General features: G+C 61.8%; 13 protein-coding genes, 2 tRNA genes and 1 riboswitch. Of the genes, 4 read left to right on the forward strand and 11 right to left on the reverse strand.

The window, feature by feature from the left end:
* Positions 1-35: 35 nt before the first annotated feature.
* Together C7378_RS14640 and C7378_RS14645 are read left to right on the forward strand one after the other, a co-directional pair.
* Positions 36-2,006: a hydantoinase/oxoprolinase family protein gene (locus tag C7378_RS14640; protein ID WP_131998399.1), complete on the forward strand. Its 1,971-nt coding sequence runs from the start codon at positions 36-38 to the stop codon at positions 2,004-2,006.
* Complete coding sequence (locus C7378_RS14645) at positions 2,003-3,610, forward strand: hydantoinase B/oxoprolinase family protein (RefSeq protein ID WP_243648277.1); 1,608 nt, start codon at positions 2,003-2,005, stop codon at positions 3,608-3,610. The genes C7378_RS14640 and C7378_RS14645 overlap by 4 nt, the downstream gene beginning before the upstream one ends.
* 17 nt (positions 3,611-3,627) lie before the next feature.
* Here C7378_RS14645 and C7378_RS14650 read toward each other — a convergent pair.
* From C7378_RS14650 to C7378_RS14660, 3 genes are all read right to left on the reverse strand, one after another.
* Positions 3,628-3,702: transfer RNA gene (locus C7378_RS14650), tRNA-Cys, on the reverse strand.
* An 80-nt stretch (positions 3,703-3,782) separates the two neighbouring features.
* Positions 3,783-3,857 (reverse strand) — tRNA-Gly (locus C7378_RS14655).
* A gap of 64 nt (positions 3,858-3,921) precedes the next feature.
* Positions 3,922-4,680 (reverse strand): ABC transporter ATP-binding protein, encoded by a 759-nt coding sequence (locus C7378_RS14660; RefSeq protein WP_131998402.1) that lies wholly within the window; start codon positions 4,678-4,680, stop codon positions 3,922-3,924.
* Between the two features lie 47 nt (positions 4,681-4,727).
* Positions 4,728-4,926, forward strand: a riboswitch (cobalamin riboswitch).
* Positions 4,927-5,034: 108 nt separating this feature from the next.
* Here C7378_RS14660 and metE point away from each other — a divergent pair.
* Positions 5,035-7,311: a 5-methyltetrahydropteroyltriglutamate--homocysteine S-methyltransferase gene (gene metE / locus C7378_RS14665; protein ID WP_131998405.1), complete on the forward strand. Its 2,277-nt coding sequence runs from the start codon at positions 5,035-5,037 to the stop codon at positions 7,309-7,311.
* A gap of 57 nt (positions 7,312-7,368) precedes the next feature.
* On the opposite strand, the gene C7378_RS14670 is transcribed toward metE, so the two are convergent.
* From C7378_RS14670 to C7378_RS14705, 8 genes are all read right to left on the reverse strand, one after another.
* On the reverse strand, positions 7,369-8,055 hold the full coding sequence (locus tag C7378_RS14670; RefSeq protein WP_131998408.1) for an OmpH/Skp family outer membrane protein: 687 nt from the start codon (positions 8,053-8,055) through the stop codon (positions 7,369-7,371).
* A 617-nt stretch (positions 8,056-8,672) separates the two neighbouring features.
* Entirely contained in the window at positions 8,673-10,484 is a 1,812-nt protein-coding gene (gene lepA, locus C7378_RS14675) for a translation elongation factor 4 (protein WP_131998411.1), read from the reverse strand.
* A gap of 85 nt (positions 10,485-10,569) precedes the next feature.
* Positions 10,570-11,703: a DNA polymerase III subunit delta gene (gene holA / locus C7378_RS14680; protein WP_131998414.1), complete on the reverse strand. Its 1,134-nt coding sequence runs from the start codon at positions 11,701-11,703 to the stop codon at positions 10,570-10,572.
* Positions 11,703-12,230, reverse strand: a complete 528-nt coding sequence (gene lptE / locus C7378_RS14685) for an LPS assembly lipoprotein LptE (RefSeq protein WP_131998417.1) — start codon at positions 12,228-12,230, stop codon at positions 11,703-11,705. The genes holA and lptE overlap by 1 nt, the downstream gene beginning before the upstream one ends.
* Positions 12,231-12,317: 87 nt before the next feature.
* Positions 12,318-12,992 carry a hypothetical protein gene (locus C7378_RS17860; RefSeq protein ID WP_207901447.1) on the reverse strand — a complete coding sequence of 225 codons (675 nt, stop codon included), beginning with the start codon at positions 12,990-12,992 and terminating at the stop codon, positions 12,318-12,320.
* Positions 12,993-13,157: 165 nt separating this feature from the next.
* Positions 13,158-14,933, reverse strand: coding sequence for a lytic transglycosylase domain-containing protein (locus tag C7378_RS14695; RefSeq protein WP_165876826.1), 1,776 nt, complete (start codon positions 14,931-14,933; stop codon positions 13,158-13,160).
* 98 nt (positions 14,934-15,031) lie between these two features.
* Positions 15,032-15,547 (reverse strand): DinB family protein, encoded by a 516-nt coding sequence (locus C7378_RS14700; protein WP_131998420.1) that lies wholly within the window; start codon positions 15,545-15,547, stop codon positions 15,032-15,034.
* A 57-nt stretch (positions 15,548-15,604) separates the two neighbouring features.
* Positions 15,605-16,099 carry a MerR family transcriptional regulator gene (locus tag C7378_RS14705; RefSeq protein ID WP_131998423.1) on the reverse strand — a complete coding sequence of 165 codons (495 nt, stop codon included), beginning with the start codon at positions 16,097-16,099 and terminating at the stop codon, positions 15,605-15,607.
* A 170-nt stretch (positions 16,100-16,269) separates the two neighbouring features.
* Between C7378_RS14705 and C7378_RS14710 the strand changes: the two genes are divergently transcribed.
* Positions 16,270-16,452: a CPXCG motif-containing cysteine-rich protein gene (locus C7378_RS14710; protein ID WP_131998425.1), complete on the forward strand. Its 183-nt coding sequence runs from the start codon at positions 16,270-16,272 to the stop codon at positions 16,450-16,452.
* Positions 16,453-16,541 lie beyond the last annotated feature (89 nt).

Consider the following 16,541-nt stretch of genomic DNA (forward strand, 5'->3'; position numbering starts at 1 on the left):
ATCGGGATGGACATTCAGACAGAGAGCGAGGCCTGATGCGCTTAGCCATCGACAGTGGCGGAACCTTTACGGATTGCGTTTCTCTTGAAGCCGGTTCGCTGCAGCTGACCAAGGTGTTTTCGACACCCTCAGATCCTTCCCAGGCCATTCTCGACGCCATTGGAAGGCTTGTCCCCGCTGGCGCCGACATCTCTGTGCGCCATGGCACGACCGTTGGCACAAACGCGATGCTGGAACGAAAGGGTGCGCGGGTCGCCTTTGTCACCACCAGCGGCTTTGAAGACACCATCGCCATCGGGAGACAAACTCGGCAGTTGCTATATGAGTGGTCGCAGCCGCAGCCACCTGCGCTTGTTCCACCCGAGCTGCGCTTCGGGCTCCGGGAGCGGACGAGTGCAACGGGTGAGATTCTGCTTTCGCCCACTCCCGGGCAGCTTGACGAGCTGTGCGACGCCGTTCGTGCCAGCGGCGCACAGGCGATTGCTCTCTCACTCCTCTTCTCATTCGCCAATCCTGAGAACGAGCGCAAGGCGGCTGCAGCGCTGGCCCGGCTCGGGCTGCCGCTCTCCGTCTCGCATCTCATCCTGCCGGAGTTCCGCGAATATGAGCGCGCCTCGACAATCGTCGTGAACGCCTATCTTTCGCCCAAAGTAGGTGCGTATCTCAGGAATCTCTCCAATTCGTTGACGGGCACTTATCCGCCTGGAGATCTGCATGTGATGCAGTCGTCCGGTGGCATCATCGCCGCGCCTGTCGCCATTGATGAGCCGGTGCGCACGGTGCTGTCAGGGCCGGCTGGTGGAGTCATCGGAGCTTACCGCATCGCTGGACTGGCTGGCTTCGATAAAGTGATCGCCTTCGATATGGGCGGCACATCCACCGATGTTTCTCTCATCGATGGCCGCGCCGGTGGTCCGCAGATCACGAAGGAGTCATCTGTCTCAGGAATGCCCGTGGCTTCGCCGATGCTGGATATACACACGGTTGGCGCCGGGGGAGGTTCGCTTGCATACATGGATGCAGGCGGCATTCTGCATGTCGGTCCGCTGTCGGCAGGCGCCGATCCGGGCCCTGCATGTTACGGCCGTGGCGACGGAGTGACCGTTACGGACGCTAACCTGCTGCTTGGCCGGCTCGATCCGCAAAACTTTCTGGGCGGCGCGATGACCCTCGATGAAGACCGCGCCCGCGCATGTGCGGGCAGATTTGCTACGGAAGAGACCATCGAGCAGTTCGCCTCCGGTGTAGTTCTGTTGGCGGAGGTTGCGATGGAGAAGGCGATCCGTGTCATCTCCGTCGAGCGTGGCTACGATCCACGGGAGTTCACTCTGCTGTCCTTTGGAGGAGCAGGCCCGCTGCACGCATGTGAGCTGGCGAGAGCGTTGTCAATTCCGCGCGTGCTCGTGCCCATCATGCCAGGAGCACTTTCTGCATTGGGCATCCTGCTCTCGGATACTGTGCGCGACTTTTCCCGAACCGTGATGCTGCCCTTTGGCGGGCAGTCGCTGGAGCCATACTTTGCGCGGCTCGAAGAGCGGGGGCGGCAAGAACTTGGCGGCGAAGGCGCGACGGTCAGGGTCGTGCGCTCTGCAGATATGCGCTACTACGGGCAGGGCTATGAGTTGAATGTGCAGGCGGGACCGTACATGGATAGAGATTTTCATGAGGCGCATCGGGCGCGCTATGGCTATTCCGACCCATCGCGAACCATCGAAGTGGTCAGTCTGCGCGTGCGCTTCATCCTGGAAGCGGAGCCAGTGGAGTTGCCCCGGAGGCCTCTTGAAGCAGGGGATGGCAGCCAGGCGCTTCTCAAGCACAGGCGTGTTCATTTCAACGGCTCCTGGCATGAGACCCCCGTCTATGCGCGTGAAAAGCTGAGGCCGGGAGATTCTTTCCCGGGCCCTGCGCTGATTACTGAATACAGTTCAACGACCGTTCTGCCGGCAGGCGATGTCGTCTCCGTCGATACTTACGGCAATCTGCTGATCGAGGTCGCAGCGAAATGAGCCCAACAGAGTCCACCATGCCGTATCAGAAGCCGATCAGCCTGATTGACGTTTCTATCTTCAAGAGCGCAACCCACTCCATTGCCGAGGAGATGGGAGCGGCGCTGCGGCGCACGGCCTTCTCTCCGAACATCAAGGAGCGTCGCGACTACTCCTGCGCCGTCTTCGATGGCGATGGCCAGGTCATTGCGATGGGCGACCACATGCCCGTTCACCTTGGGTCGATGCCAATGTCGGTCAAGGCCGCGATCACTGCTCTCACGCTGGAGCGCGGCGATATCGCGATCCTCAACGATCCCTATCAGGGAGGAACGCACCTTCCCGACATCACGATGGTTGTCGCCATTTTCTCTGCAACGAGCGAGACGCCGGTGTTTTACGCGGCGGCACGCGCGCATCATGCAGATGTCGGCGGGCAATATCCCGGCTCCATGGGCCTGTGCCGCGAGATCTATCAGGAGGGTTTGCGTATTCCTCCGGTCAAAATTGTCCGGCGCGGCGAAATCAACTCCGATCTGCTGCGGATGATCCTCGACAATGTGCGCACGCCCCTGGAGCGCGAGGGCGATCTGCAGGCGCAGATAGGAGCCTGCCATGTGGCTGAGCTGCGCCTGGCGGAACTCATTGCCAAATATCAGCCTGCAACCATTCGCCTGCTGTGCGGGGAGCTGTTGAACTACTCCGAACGGCTGACCCGCGCGGAGCTTTCGCGCATGCCTGCAGGCAGCTTCGAGGCCGAGGACGTTCTTGACGATGATGGCGCCGGCAGCGCCGCTCTTCCCATTCACGTCCGCATCGATCTGGACCCTGCCACTGCAACGGCGCATATCGATTTTTCCGGCTCCAGTCCACAGGTGGCGAGCAGCCTCAACGCAGTGCTGGCGATTACCTACTCGGCGGTCTACTACGTCTTTCGTTGTCTGCTGCCGGTGGATGCTCCGGCCACCGCGGGGCTGATGCGACCTGTCACACTCACCGCGCCGAAGGGCAGCATCGTCAACGCCGAGCTGCCAGGCCCGGTCGCCGGCGGCAATGTCGAGACCTCACAGCGTATCGTCGATGTTCTTCTGCGGGCATTGGCAAAGGCGATCCCCGAGCGCATTCCCGCCGCAAGTTCCGGGACGATGTCTAACCTCACCATTGGCGGCGTCGATCCGCGCAGCGGTTCATCCTTTGCGTACTATGAGACGACTGCGGGCGGCATGGGTGCGATGAGCGGGTGGGACGGTCTCTCCGGAGTGCACACCCACATGACCAACTCTCTCAACACTCCGGTTGAGGCTCTGGAGTATGCGTATCCGCTGCGGGTGCTGCGGTATTCCTATCGCCCTGGCTCAGGCGGACGAGGATTGCATCGCGGCGGCAACGGCCTCATCAAGGAAGTCGAGCTGCTCGCCGATGCGCAGGTTACACTGCTGGCCGATCGGCAGAAGACCGCTCCCTACGGACTCAACGGAGGAGAGCCCGGAATGCCCGGCAAGATATCGCACCTGCATAACGGCGAGACGACCCAGTTGCCCGGCAAGTGCAGCATTCCCGCAGCGAAGGGCGATGTGATTCGTCTTGAAACGCCCGGCGGCGGCGGCTGGGGACAGATTTTGTGATTTGGATTTAAGAAGGCTGGAGGCGCGGGTCGGGATCGAACCGACGCATAAAGGTTTTGCAGACCTCTCCCTTACCACTTGGGTACCGCGCCCCTGGAACGGGATAGATTACGTCATCGTGCCGGTGGGAAGTCAACCTTTAACTGCTGCCCCGTGGGTGGGCCGGGCTGACTGGAGCGGGAGACGGGACTTGAACCCGCGACCCTCGCCTTGGCAAGGCGATGCTCTACCACTGAGCTACTCCCGCTTAGTACTTGCTGAGTATAAAGGGGCGGCGCAATTCTGGTCAATTCCGCCCGATTTTGCACCACTTATGGTGCGGGAAAAGCCCGCGAAGGAGAATTGTTATCGTTTGATAATGATTCTCCTCGAGGCTGCCTTCCGCGGCCGCTTTCGACGCTTACGATCTCCCCGTCGCGCATGTGGAGGATGCGGTCGGCGATCGCTGCGGCCTCGGGATTATGCGTGATCATCAGCACGGTCTGCTTGAACTCCTGATTGGATCGCCGCAGCATGCCGAGGACGGCGTCGGAGTTCTTGGTATCGAGGTTGCCGGTCGGCTCATCGGCGAGCACGATGGCTGGATGAGTGATGAGGGCACGCGCAATGGCGACGCGCTGCTGTTCCCCACCCGAGAGCTCGGAAGGACGATGATGGAGACGCCCGCGGATGCCGAGCAGGCTGGTGAGGTGCTCGAGATAGGCGTGGTCCATCGGCTCCTGTCGGCCTGAGATGCTGTAGGCAATCTCAATATTGCCCATAGCGGAGAGCGTCGGCAGCAGGTTGAACTTCTGGAAGACGAAGCCGATCTTGGAGCGCCGCATCTTGGTGCGCTCGGCGTCGGTGAGCGTTGCGAAGTCGACGCCGTCAATGGTCATGCGGCCGGAGGTCGCGCGCGTGAGGCCGCCGAGTACGTAGAAGAGCGTCGATTTGCCGCTGCCGGATGGGCCGACGACGGAGACGAATTCGCCGGGTTCAATCTCGAAGGAAACGTTGCGGAGGGCCGGAACTTCAACCTTGCCGGCGCGATAGATCTTGCTTAAGTTTTCAGCGCGAATAATTGGCTGCACTGTCTGATTGTAACCGGCGGCGTGGCGGCGCCGGCGGAACGCTTCAAGTACACTGGCAACGTCAAGGTGCAAAACCCACGGGTTTTGTTAAACGGGAAACCGGTGAGAATCCGGTACTGTCCCGCAGCGGTAATGGGAACGAACGACGCACGGCCCCCGCGGCCACGCACTGTTTCGCGAGAAATGGGAAGCGGCGTCCAGTAGGCAGCCCAGAGTCCGAAGACCGGCCTGGACGCCACCCCCGCAGAAAATCTGCGGCGTGCGCGCGTGGGAACTGGCCTCGTGGACTGGGCTGGCGCACCGGATATGACAGCGCACGGGTGGTTCCTATTTCACGAAAGGGACCCATCGCCAATGAACGCACCACGTTTCACCACCGCCAATCCTGGCTTTCCTCGTATCGGTCTTCACCGGGAGCTGAAGTTTGCCCTGGAAGACTACTGGAAGGGCCGCGTCACGGAAGAGGCGCTGCTCGCAACCGGCGCAGAACTGCGGCGCCGTCACTGGCAGTTGCAGAAGGAACACGGCATCGACCTTGTGCCGTCGAACGATTTCTCACTCTATGACCAGGTGCTCGATATGCTGGTGGCGCTGGGGGCAACCCCTGCGCGATTCGGCGCTGGAGCCGTTACCGCGGAACGCTACTTCAGCATGGCGCGCAACAGCCAGCTGCAGACGGCGATGGAGATGACGAAGTGGTTCGACACAAACTATCACTACCTGGCGCCGGAGTGGTCGGCTGATCTGCCCTTTGAGGTTTGCGCGGCAAAGGCGGTGGGCGAGTTTCTGGAGGCGCGCGAGCTGAGCATCGTGACGCGGCCTGTGCTGGTGGGTCCGGTGACGCTGCTGCGACTGGGCAAATCAGTAGACGGCGTCGATCCACTGGCGCTGCTGCCGCGGATGGTGGAGGCGTATGCCGCGCTGCTTCAAGCGCTGCACTCCGCGGGTGCGGAATGGGTGCAGATGGACGAGCCAGCGCTGGTTACAGACCTTCCTGAGGAGTACAGGACAGCTTACCGAACCGTCTACGAGCGGCTCGCGGAGACGCCGGTGAAGCTGATGCTGACGATCTACTTCGGCTCACTGGGCGAGAACCTGCCGCTGACATTTTCCCTGCCGGTTGCGGGCGTGCACCTGGACCTGGTGCGAGGGCCGGAGCAGCTGCCGGAGGCGCTGTGTGCAGTGCAGCCAGGGCAGGTGCTGAGCCTGGGGTGCGTAGACGGGCGCAACATCTGGATTGCCGACCTCGCGAAGGCCTATGCCCTGGTAGAGACAGCGACGAGGGAACTGGGGGCGGCGCGGGTGCAGATCGCACCCTGCTGCTCGCTGCTGCATGTGCCGCATAGCGCGGCAACCGAGGCAGCGCTGCCGGGCAGCCTGGGAAGGTGGCTCAGCTTCGCAACGGAGAAGCTGGATGAGCTGGCGGCGATTGCCGCAGGTCCCGAGGCGGCTGTGCAGGAGTTCGCGCGTAATGCGGAGCTGCAGCGAGAGCGGGCCGCTGCGCCGAGCAGCTTCGACGCGAAGGTGCGTGAGGCGATGCGGTGTCTGGACGAGAGCATGTTCGCGCGGGCGGAAAGCTACCCGGTCCGCGTCCACGAGCAGAGAAGGGAACTCGATCTTCCGCTGCTGCCTACGACGACGATTGGGTCGTTTCCGCAAACGGCGGAGGTGCGCAAGGCGCGCAGCCGATGGCGCAGCGGCACGCTCTCGACGGTGGACTACGAGGTCTTCCTGAAGGCGGCGACCGAAGAGTGCATTCGCGCCCAGGAGGAGATTGGCCTCGACATGCTGGTGCACGGCGAGTTTGAGCGGAATGACATGGTGGAGTATTTCGGAGAGCGGCTGCAGGGCTTCGCTTTTACGCAGAATGGATGGGTGCAGAGTTATGGCTCGCGCTGCGTGAAGCCGCCGCTGATCTACGGCGATGTGGCGCGGCCTGCGCCCATGACGGTGCGTTGGAGCAGCTATGCCCAGTCGCTGACAGAGAAGCCGGTAAAGGGCATGCTGACGGGGCCGGTCACGATCCTCCAGTGGTCCTTTGTGCGCGACGACCGGCCGCGGCGGGAGGTCGCGTGGCAGATTGCGCTGGCGCTGCGCGGAGAGGTCCGGGACCTGGAAGCTGCGGGTCTGCGCGCCCTCCAGATCGACGAACCAGCCCTGCGCGAGGGACTGCCACTGCGCGTTGGGGAACGGGCGGAGTATCTGGACTGGGCGGTGAAGGCCTTCAGGCTGGCGACCTCGGTAGCGGCTTCGGCGACGCAGATCCATACGCACATGTGCTACTGCGAATTCGAGGATGTGCTGGAGTCGATTGCGGCGCTCGATGCCGATGTGATCTCGATCGAATCAGCGCGGTCGCGGATGGAGCTGCTGCACGCCTTCTCGCATTTCGGTTATCCGAATGAGATCGGGCCGGGCGTCTATGACATTCACTCGCCGCGGGTGCCTGCTGCCGAGGAGATGGCGAACCTGCTGCGGCTGGCAGTGAAGGTGCTGAAGCCGGAGCAGTTGTGGGTGAACCCGGACTGCGGCCTTAAGACCAGGGGATGGCCGGAGGTGATGGCTGCGCTCCGCAATATGTGCGCGGCTGCGGCGGGGCTGCGGGCAGAGCTGGTGCAGCCGACCGTCTAGCAAAACACAAGGCCCGCTCGATAGCGGGCCTTGTGGAAGTACAACCAACCTATCGCTTTAGTGGCTGGCGGGGTGGGTGGTGCGCGGAGTGGTGCTGTGTGTTGGCGCGTGTGCCGGCGAGCTGCCCGGAGCGGCTGGGGCCGGGTTGGCAGGCGCTGGTACACCAGATTTGGTGTTGTAAGCGTCGACGATCGCCTTGGAGATGTCGGAGCTGTTGTTCATCCAGAGTACGGGGCTCTGCTGCTGGCTGGCGTCGAGCACCATTGAATAGCCATTCTGCTGGACATAGGCCTGGAGAACGCCGTAGACCTTCTGCGCGAGCTGGTTATAGGTATCCTGTAGAGCGGTCTGGAAGTCGCTCTGAGCATCCTGCGCGGAGCGCTGGAGGGACTTTTCCTTCTCGTCGATGGTTTTGAGGCGCTGCTGACGCTCGGCATCGCTGAGGTTAGCGCCCTGGGTCTGGAGGGCCTTCTTCAGGGAGTCGATTTCGTCGCTCTGGCTCTTGAGCTGGGCCTGCTTGGGTTCGAACTTCTGGCGGAGCTCAGAGAAGTCACGCTGGCCCTCGTTCGTCTGGGCCACGACCTGCTGGAACATGATAACGGCTACTTTGGTAGCTCCGGTGGGAGCGCTGGCGCCCGCAGTCGATGGGGCGTTAGGCATGGGTTCAGCAGCGGGAGTCTGGGCCAGCGCGGCAGTGGTCAGGCCTGACGCGAGCAGGCAAACAAGTGTTAACGAACGCTTCATGTAAATAAAAAACTCCTTAAAAGTTCAGGGTGATCGTCCGCACATGCTGCGGAAGCGAGCGGTTCCGCTTCCTGGCCTGCCTCCTTCGTACTTCGTCAAAGGCGGCTTGCTGACCGGCTACGGCCCAGGTACGCACAGCAGAAACACGGACAGAGGACGTTCTCAGGAACTGGGCAAATTATAGGTTCGCGCCGGAAGCACGGTCAATGGCAAATCCGGCTTTTAATGGGAAAGAAACGGAGTATTTGACGAGAATCCGGAGGGCGGACGAGCCGATGGCCGGCCAGGGCCGGGGCGAAGAGCGGCGTATCTGCGGTCATCAAAAGGGGTTGGAAAGATGCGAAAAGAGAGATTTTTGAGGGAGCTGCAAAACTGCGGCCTGGATGTGGAAAATTTTGTGGAATTTAAGCCGCACCTCGCACAAGGCATGGTGCAAGCGCCAATAGAGCAGATTAAGTAACCGGGCTGGCCCTGAATAACTCGTGCGGAATGAGAGGCATCCCGTTACCAAAGTTTAAAGGGCCTTAGCAGGCCGTTCTTCGTGGAATCAAAAGTAACCAAGTGAGCTTTCCACAGAACAGTGTGAACGGGAGATGACAAGGGCTGCCAAAATCTGCTTAACCGCTGGTATCTTCGCCGATTTTGAGAACGGCCAGAAATGCTTCCTGGGGAATCTCGACCTTGCCGATGCGCTTCATCCGCTTTTTGCCCTCTTTCTGCTTCTCGAGGAGCTTGCGTTTGCGGGAGATATCACCGCCGTAGCACTTGGCAATGACGTTTTTGCGCAGAGCGGAGACGGTTTCGCGGGCGACGATCTTGGAGCCGATGGCGGCCTGGATGGCGACCTCGAACTGCTGGCGGGGGATGAGCTCGCGCATCTTGGCGACCAGAGCCTTGCCGCGTTCGTAGGCGAAGTCGCGGTGGACGATGATCGAGAGCGCGTCGACGGGCTCGCCGGAGACGAGGATATCGAGCTTGACCATGGGCGAAGTCCAGGAGCCGGAAAGCTGATAGTCGAGCGAGGCGTAGCCGCGGGAGACGGACTTGAGACGGTCGTAGAAGTCGAGAACGATTTCGTTGAGCGGCAGCTCGTAGGTGAGCATGACGCGGATGGGGGTGACGTACTCGAAGTTCTTCTGGCGGCCGCGCTTCTCCTCGACGAGCTTGAGGATGCCGCCGACGTATTCCTCATTGGTGAGGATGCGGGCGGTGATGATGGGCTCTTCGATGGACTCGATTTCGCTGGGGTCTGGCCAGCGGGAGGGGTTGTCGACCTCAAGGAGCGAGCCATCGGTCATGGTGATCCTGTAACGGACGCCGGGAGCGGTGGTGATGAGGTCGAGGTCGTACTCGCGCTCGAGCCGCTCCTGGATGATCTCCATGTGGAGGAGGCCGAGGAAGCCGCAGCGGAAGCCAAAGCCGAGAGCCGCGGAGCTTTCCGGCTCAAAGAAGAAGGAAGAGTCGTTGAGGCGGAGCTTCTCAAGGGCGTCGCGCAGCAGCGTGTGCTCGTGGGAGTCAACGGTGTAGAGACCGGCGAAGACCATGGACTTGATGTCTTCAAAGCCGGGGAGCTGCGCGGGCGCGGGACGAGCTTCTTCTGTAACGGTGTCGCCGATGCGGGTGTCGGCGACGTTCTTGATGGTGGCGACGAAGAAGCCTACTTCCCCAGCGGAGAGCTCGTTGATCTCGACAGGTTTGGGGGTCAGCACGCCCATGGAGTCAACGTCGAAGGTCTTGCCGTTGGACATGAGGCGGATCTTCATGCCCTTGGAGAGGCGGCCGTGCATGACACGCACGAGCACGACTACGCCGCGATAGGCGTCGAACCAGGAGTCGAAGATGAGGGCCTGCAACGGGGCATCGATATCGCCGGTCGGCGCAGGGAGGCGGTGAACGATGGCCTCGAGGACATCGGGGACGCCGAGGCCGGTCTTGGCGCTGACGGGCAGCGCATCGGTGGCGTCGAGGCCGACGGCCTGCTCGATCATCTCCTGGGTGCGCACGATGTCAGCCGACGGCAGGTCAATCTTGTTGATGACGGGGATGATCTCAAGCCCGTTGTTGATGGCGAGATAGGCGTTGGCGAGGGTCTGCGCCTCAACACCCTGCGAGGCATCGACGACAAGCAGCGCGCCTTCACAGGATGCCAGGGAGCGCGAGACTTCATAAGAGAAGTCGACGTGGCCGGGGGTGTCGATGAGGTTGAGCTGGTAGATCTGGCCGTCTTTCGCGGGATACATCATGCGGACGGCGTGGGCCTTGATGGTGATGCCGCGTTCGCGTTCGAGGTCCATGGCGTCGAGCACCTGGGCCTGCATTTCGCGAGCGGTAAGTGAGCCGGTCAGCTCCAGGAGCCGATCAGAGAGCGTGGATTTGCCATGATCGATATGGGCGATGATGGCGAAATTGCGTATGAGCTTGCTGTCCATCTGGAATGCAGGGCGAGGCGCTTAAGCGAAGAGTTCGGCCTGAATCTTGAGTTTACCATTGCGCGCGCGTACCGGCGGCGGCTCGCTAGAGATCCATCGCGTACTGCTGCGATTCAAAGGGCGGAGCGATTTTGGGTTCGCTGGCGAGGTCGATGACGAGGCGCTCGAGGACGAGGCGCTTGTCAGGCGGCTGCGAGCGCAGCTCCAGGTCAGCGCGGGCGATGAGACGGAGCGCCCGCATGAGATCGCGGCGCGACTTGTAGCGGCGCGCCTGGCGGATGAGGTCGTCGGCGGCGAAGGGCGGCATGCGGAAGCCCTGCCACAGGGCCTGCCAGATGGCGCGCGAGTCGCGGACATTCTTCTCGAGGATGACGAGCATCTGGCGGAAGGTGCGGGCGAGCATGTAGAGGTGGCCGATGGCCGAGTCCTCGCCGCCGTCGGAGGAGTTGAGCAGGCCTTCGAGGAGTTCGAGGGCGCGCTTGCGGTCGCGGGAGGAGATGGCGTCGGTGAGCTCGTAGAGGGAGCGCTGCTTGGCGGCGAGCACCATCGTCTCCACGTCGCCGAGGGTGACGTGCTTCTTGATGCCGACGTAGAGGGACAGCTTCTCAAACTCGTTGGCGATGAGCATCATGTCAGCGCCGAGCGCGTCGGCGAGCTCGCGTGCCGCGTCCGGATCGAAACGAAGCTGCTGCCGCTCGCTCTCGGCAGCGATCCAGCGCACGGCATCGGCCTCATCGGCCTGTGCCAGTTCGACGATGCCGCACCACTCGGCGAGGGTTTCGCGAATGCGCTCGTAGCGGTTCTTGTCATCCATGTCCATGCGGCGAACATCGGAAGGGATGCGGATGTGATCGGCGACGAAGATGACGAGCGCCTGCGGATTGGGGGAGCGGAAGTAGGCGTCGATGGCGGCGAACTCGTCCTTCTTGGCGCCGCGGGTGTAGAGCTGCTTGAGGTTGCGGACGAAGAGGACCTGAAAAGGCGCCATGAGCGAGGGCGTGCGCGCGAGGTCGAGTATCTCAAAGATGCTGGTCTCCGCGAGATCGAACTCGGAGAGGCAGAAGTCGCGGAGGTCGGGCGGCACGAACTGGCGGAGAACGGCCTTGCGGCAGCGTTCATAGAGAAAAATTTCGTTGCCTGCGAAGACGTAGCCGGGCCTGAGCCTGCCGCTCTCGACCTCGGCGATGAAGCGCTGCGCGGATTGGAAACCTGCACCCATCAGAAGGACTCCAGAATATCGGAGACGAGCGCCTGGGCGAAATCGCGGGCGAGGCGCTCGACGGCGGCGGGGTCTTCCTGAATGAAGCTGACGGGGTCCTGCGTGGTTTCATACTGCTGGCGGAAGAGGTAGCGCTTGTTCTGATAAAGAAGCTTGCCGTGCCGGTCGACGAGCCGCACGCTGGCGCCGATGGAGATGAGGTAACTCGACGACTGGCCGGTCTGCGCGTTGTAGGTGAGAGGAATGATCTCAAAAGTGTTGATGTCGCCGTGGAGGGTGGCGTCGGCCACCGCCGCGGGCGCCTTGTCGGGCACGACGCGAAGGCTGGTGCGGCTGTTGAATTCGCGGACGACGGCCTGCGTGAAGTCAACCTCAGTGTGGTAGGACTGCGTGTGGTTGACGAAGGGATCGACGGCGAGGGTGTGAACGGTTTTAGGCAGATGCACCGCGCTCTCGACGGCATGGTAGCCGCAGCCCGCAAGCAGGGCAGGGAACAGGAGGAGTGAAGCGGGAAAGATGCGGCGCATGGCTGAGGCTTATTGTCGCATTTGTCTGCAGACGCACAAAGGCCCGGCGCTTGGCCGGGCCTTTGTGCTTGCCTGAAAACTACAGTGTTACTTCTTGGTGGCCTTTGTTGCAGTCTTCGTTGCCTTTGTTGCCTTGGTTGCCTTTTTCGCGGTGGTCTTCTTTGCCGCGGTCTTCTTGGCAGGGGCCTTCTTGGCTGCTGCCTTCTTGGCCGGCGCTGTCTTCTTGGCTGCGGTCTTCTTAACCGCGGTCTTCTTCGCCGCCGTCTTCTTTGCTGCTACCTTCTTCACTGCCAAAGGAATACCTCGTTGAGTAGATTTTTTACTGCTTGCCGTGGACTTCTTCACGGGTTTTGCGCTGCTGCGGGCTCCCTTGGCGGGCGCCTTGGCTGCAGACTTCTTTGCGGCCTTTTTGGCCGGCATCTTTTTTGCCGCTGCTTTCTTTGCGGGGGCCTTTTTGGCCGGCGCTTTTTTCGCGGCAGCTTTCTTTGCGGCGGTCGCCCTGGGGGCGGCCTTCTTCGCAGCCTTCCTGGCCGGAGCAGGCGCACTCACTGCCTGAGGCACAGGGGCTGCTGCAAACTCTTCACTGTCACCATTCATATCGGCATCGTCTTCATCATCATCATCTGAAGTGATCGCGATGATGATCTCTTCCTCTTCTTCGTCTTCATCAAAGCCGTCTTCGAGCTCTTCAGCATCATCGTCTTCGAGTTCCGGTTCGAATTCGCCATCGTTGAATGCGTATAGTTTGCGATCGTCCTGCATCGATTGCCTCCGGGGCTTTGCTTCGGCTTTATTATCTGCGCGCTCATGCCCTGCCGCGCGGATTATAGCAACAGCATGCAACGGGTAGCTACTAAACGCAAGTGTTTAATGACATCCTCTGCATCTTTGCTCAAAAGATTTTTCCTGAATGCGGTCGCGTGCCGATCACTGCGATGCGCGTTTGTGCTTGCTGGACGCGGGCGCCGCGCTCTTCACTGTTGCGGAGGTGCGCTTGCTGTGTGCTCTGCGAGTATGTGTGACGATGCGTGCGGGTTCGGCAACATAAAGTCTGCGACCCGGTGTGATGACGGTCGACGAGAGATGATTCCAGCGACGCAACTGCGCCACCGTGACGCCGAAACGATCGGCAACGGTGACGAGAGTGTCGCCGCGGCGTGCGCGATAGACCGCGGAGTTAACGCGTGAGTGCGAAGCCGCGGGAGCCAGAGGAATGACGAGCGAGTCGGTGTTCGAAAGGTCGCCATCGTGGCCGAGTTGATTGACGAAGGCAACCTCTGACTCAGAGACGTGATACTCGTGGGCGACGCTGGCGAGGGTGTCTCCAGGGGAGAGGACGTGGAAGCGCCAGGAGCGGCGCTTGTCTTCCGGAATCTCGGCGATGCGCTTCTCGTACAGATCCCTGGTCCCGACAGGCAGATGAAGGTCAAAGGAATCGTCGGGCGGAGTGCTCATGCGCAGCAGGCTGGGATTGAGCGCGGCGATCTCCTCAACGGGTGCGTTGACCGTATCCGCGACCAGGCGCAGGTCGACGGCGTAGTTGGTGGTCACCGTATCGACGACTTCAGGCGGGTCGGGAACGAGGCCGGTGAGCCCATACTGCGCAGGATTCTTTGCCATGATGGTGACGGCGAGAATGATCGGAACGTAGTTCTTGGTCTCCTGCGGCAGGTTGTTGCGGCGATAGAGCTCCCAGAAATCGGCATAGCCGGTGCGCTGCACGGCGCGCTGCACGTTGCCCGCGCCCCAGTCGTAGGCGGCCATGGCGAGATACCAGTCGCCGAACTGGGCATACATTTTCTTGATCTCGTTAGCGTAGGCGTGGGTGGCCTTCTCGGGATCGAGCCGCTCATCGTACCAGCCGTTGCGCGCGAGGCCATAGCTGCCGTAGGGCATGAACTGCCACATGCCGCCGGCGCCGGAACGGGCATTGATGGCCTGGGGGCGGAAGCCTGACTCCGCGACAGCCTGATAGATGAGATCCTGCGGGACGCCCTCTTCGCGCAGCACGCGCTGGATCATCGCCTTGTAGCGGCCGGCGCGGGTGAGGGAGTTGACGATGGTGTTGTGTCCCTTGGGGGTGTTGGAGAAGAAATTGATGTAGCTGGCGACGTAGTCATTGATGACGAGGGGAAGGTCGGACTGCGTGGTCTTGAGTTCAGCCTGGGCCTGCGCCTTGACGGCGGGATCGACAGGGAAGGTGACGTCATTGGCTACGTCGACCGGCGCCTGGTCCTGATGCTGCTGGGCGGTGAGGGCGGTGCCGCTGCGCAGGGCGTCCATCTCAAGCGTGTTGACGGCATCAACGACATGGTCGAACTCGTCGCTGAGCGCGGGATCGTTCCTGAGGTCGAGACCGCTGGTGAGCATGAGATCGACGGCGTAATCGAAGTTGGAGCGGGCGGCTTCAAGATGACCGTCGCGATAGTTGGAGACGCCGGTCTGATAGGCCTTTTCAACGGAGGCGATCAGAGACTGGTCGCGCTGCGCGTTGATGGGCGGAGCTGGAGCAGCCTCCGAGGCTGGCTGCTGCGCGGCCGGAGCCGCAGAGGCCGTGCCGCCCTGAGCGCCGGAGAGCGCAGGCGCGGTGGCCTGCTGCTGCTTCGCCGCGGGCGAGGCGGCGGGCGGGTCGCCCGGACAGCCGGACAGGAGGAGGGTGGCCGCGGTCACAGCCGCGACAGTAAGAACTCGGAAAACAGCCATGCTTATGTTTATTTTGACGATCGAATCTTATTGTAGACGTCGCAGCTGTCCGCTCCTACTGAAACCGCAGGCGGAGGCTTGCGCCCCCGCCAAGGCTGTTACTTGCCGGGCGACCACTGCTCATCGGCGGAGGGGCCATAGAGCGCGGGCACCGGGATGTCGTTGAGCCGGAGATAAACGCCGAGCTGGGCGGTGTGATGAATGAGGTGGTTGAAGAACATGCTCCTGAAGGAAAGGGAGCGAGATGCGTTGGAGATGAGCTGCTCGCCGAAGGTGAAGCGCCAGGGCGCGGCGAGGGCTTCGTCAGAGGCGGAAGCGATGGCGGCGCGGCAGGCGGCGGCGTTGGCGTCGAACTGCGCGAGGCAGTCCTGGCGCGACTTGAAGGTGAAATCAGGATGCGGCCGCTTGCTGTTGGCCATGTCCATGCCCTCGTCGAGGATCAGGTACTGGCCGAAGAGCGGGAGGGTGGCGCAGTGCATGGCGAGCTTGCCCATGGGCATGGATTTTTCATGGGGCGCATAGTCGTTTTTGCCTTCAGGGACGCGCTCAAGGGTGCGGCGCGTGTTGGACATCTCGCTGTCGAAGTCCTGCAGCAGCATTTCGGCGGTGGTCATGGGTGGCATTCTCCTTGGAGAGGCTTGGGACTGCAATTCGAAGAGGGTAGGCAGGAGTTATATCCCGAAAAGGGTGGGGCCGGTGTCTTTCGTGCTTTCGCCGGCACGGCGCGTCTTGTGTTCGCGGCGGGCTGCGTGGCCGGGCGCGTTGGAGAGCATCTGCAGAATGTCCCTGAGCTCCAGGCGGACGCGCTCGAGGCGGGGCATGGCATCGCGGGCGGCGCCGTCGCGGGAAGGAGTGAGCTCGGGCTCGCGGGGGCGCGGGGCGCTGTCGCGGGTTTCGCTGGAGAAGACCTGGCGCGCGCCGGCGATGGTGTAGCCCTCGTCGTGGAGCAGCCGCTTGATGCGAAGGGCCATTTCAACGTCGCGTTTGCGATAGAGGCGCTGGCCGGTGCCGCCTTTGTTGGGCTTGAGCTGGGGGAATTCGGTCTCCCAGAAGCGCAGGACGTAGGTTTCGACGTCGCAAAGGCGTGCGACTTCACCGATGCGAAAGTACAGTTTGTCCGGGATGGAAGGACCGTCTGCTCCGCGTTGCGCTGCATGCCTGGTCATGATGGGGTTCAGGACGGCGCGTAAAAAATGCGGTCGCGCACCGCTCTCAGCAGTATAGGGCAGCGGAGTGATCGTCCGGCAAGTACAAAATGTGACAGGACAGAAGGACGGGAAAAACTCCAGCAGCTAAAACAGGCAACCTTCTTATAGACTAGGGAGGGTTATTTGCCATGCCGATCGCAGCAGGTTTTCAATGCGCGGGCTGTGGGGAGTGGAATGAAACTGTCGTGGATGAATCCGCGGGCAGACGGCAGGAGTATGTTGAAGACTGCCAGGTCTGCTGCAAGCCAAATATTCTCGGGATTCGCTGGGACGGCGAAGGATTTGCCATCCACGCTGAACTGGAAAGCTGACGAATTGGTGAGGTCTGCGAACGCGTTCTGATGACTGTTCTGGACCTGAAGCACGGCCGCGAGCTTGGAACTCATTCTCCGGTCACATA

Origin of the sequence: Acidipila rosea (assembly GCF_004339725.1) — a bacterium.
Taxonomy (GTDB): Bacteria; Acidobacteriota; Terriglobia; order Terriglobales; family Acidobacteriaceae; genus Acidipila; species Acidipila rosea.

What these genes read in the sequence shown, in the direction of transcription:
- C7378_RS14640 (WP_131998399.1), top strand. Translation starts at nt 36, where the DNA reads ATGCGCTTAGCCATCGACAGTGGCGGAACCTTTACGGATTGCGTTTCT.
- C7378_RS14645 (WP_243648277.1), top strand. Translation starts at nt 2,003, where the DNA reads ATGAGCCCAACAGAGTCCACCATGCCGTATCAGAAGCCGATCAGCCTG.
- metE (WP_131998405.1), top strand. Translation starts at nt 5,035, where the DNA reads ATGAACGCACCACGTTTCACCACCGCCAATCCTGGCTTTCCTCGTATC.
- C7378_RS14670 (WP_131998408.1), bottom strand. Translation starts at nt 8,055, where the DNA reads ATGAAGCGTTCGTTAACACTTGTTTGCCTGCTCGCGTCAGGCCTGACC.
- lepA (WP_131998411.1), bottom strand. Translation starts at nt 10,484, where the DNA reads ATGGACAGCAAGCTCATACGCAATTTCGCCATCATCGCCCATATCGAT.
- holA (WP_131998414.1), bottom strand. Translation starts at nt 11,703, where the DNA reads ATGGGTGCAGGTTTCCAATCCGCGCAGCGCTTCATCGCCGAGGTCGAG.
- lptE (WP_131998417.1), bottom strand. Translation starts at nt 12,230, where the DNA reads ATGCGCCGCATCTTTCCCGCTTCACTCCTCCTGTTCCCTGCCCTGCTT.
- C7378_RS17860 (WP_207901447.1), bottom strand. Translation starts at nt 12,992, where the DNA reads ATGCAGGACGATCGCAAACTATACGCATTCAACGATGGCGAATTCGAA.
- C7378_RS14695 (WP_165876826.1), bottom strand. Translation starts at nt 14,933, where the DNA reads ATGGCTGTTTTCCGAGTTCTTACTGTCGCGGCTGTGACCGCGGCCACC.
- C7378_RS14700 (WP_131998420.1), bottom strand. Translation starts at nt 15,547, where the DNA reads ATGACCACCGCCGAAATGCTGCTGCAGGACTTCGACAGCGAGATGTCC.
- C7378_RS14705 (WP_131998423.1), bottom strand. Translation starts at nt 16,099, where the DNA reads ATGACCAGGCATGCAGCGCAACGCGGAGCAGACGGTCCTTCCATCCCG.
- C7378_RS14710 (WP_131998425.1), top strand. Translation starts at nt 16,270, where the DNA reads ATGCCGATCGCAGCAGGTTTTCAATGCGCGGGCTGTGGGGAGTGGAAT.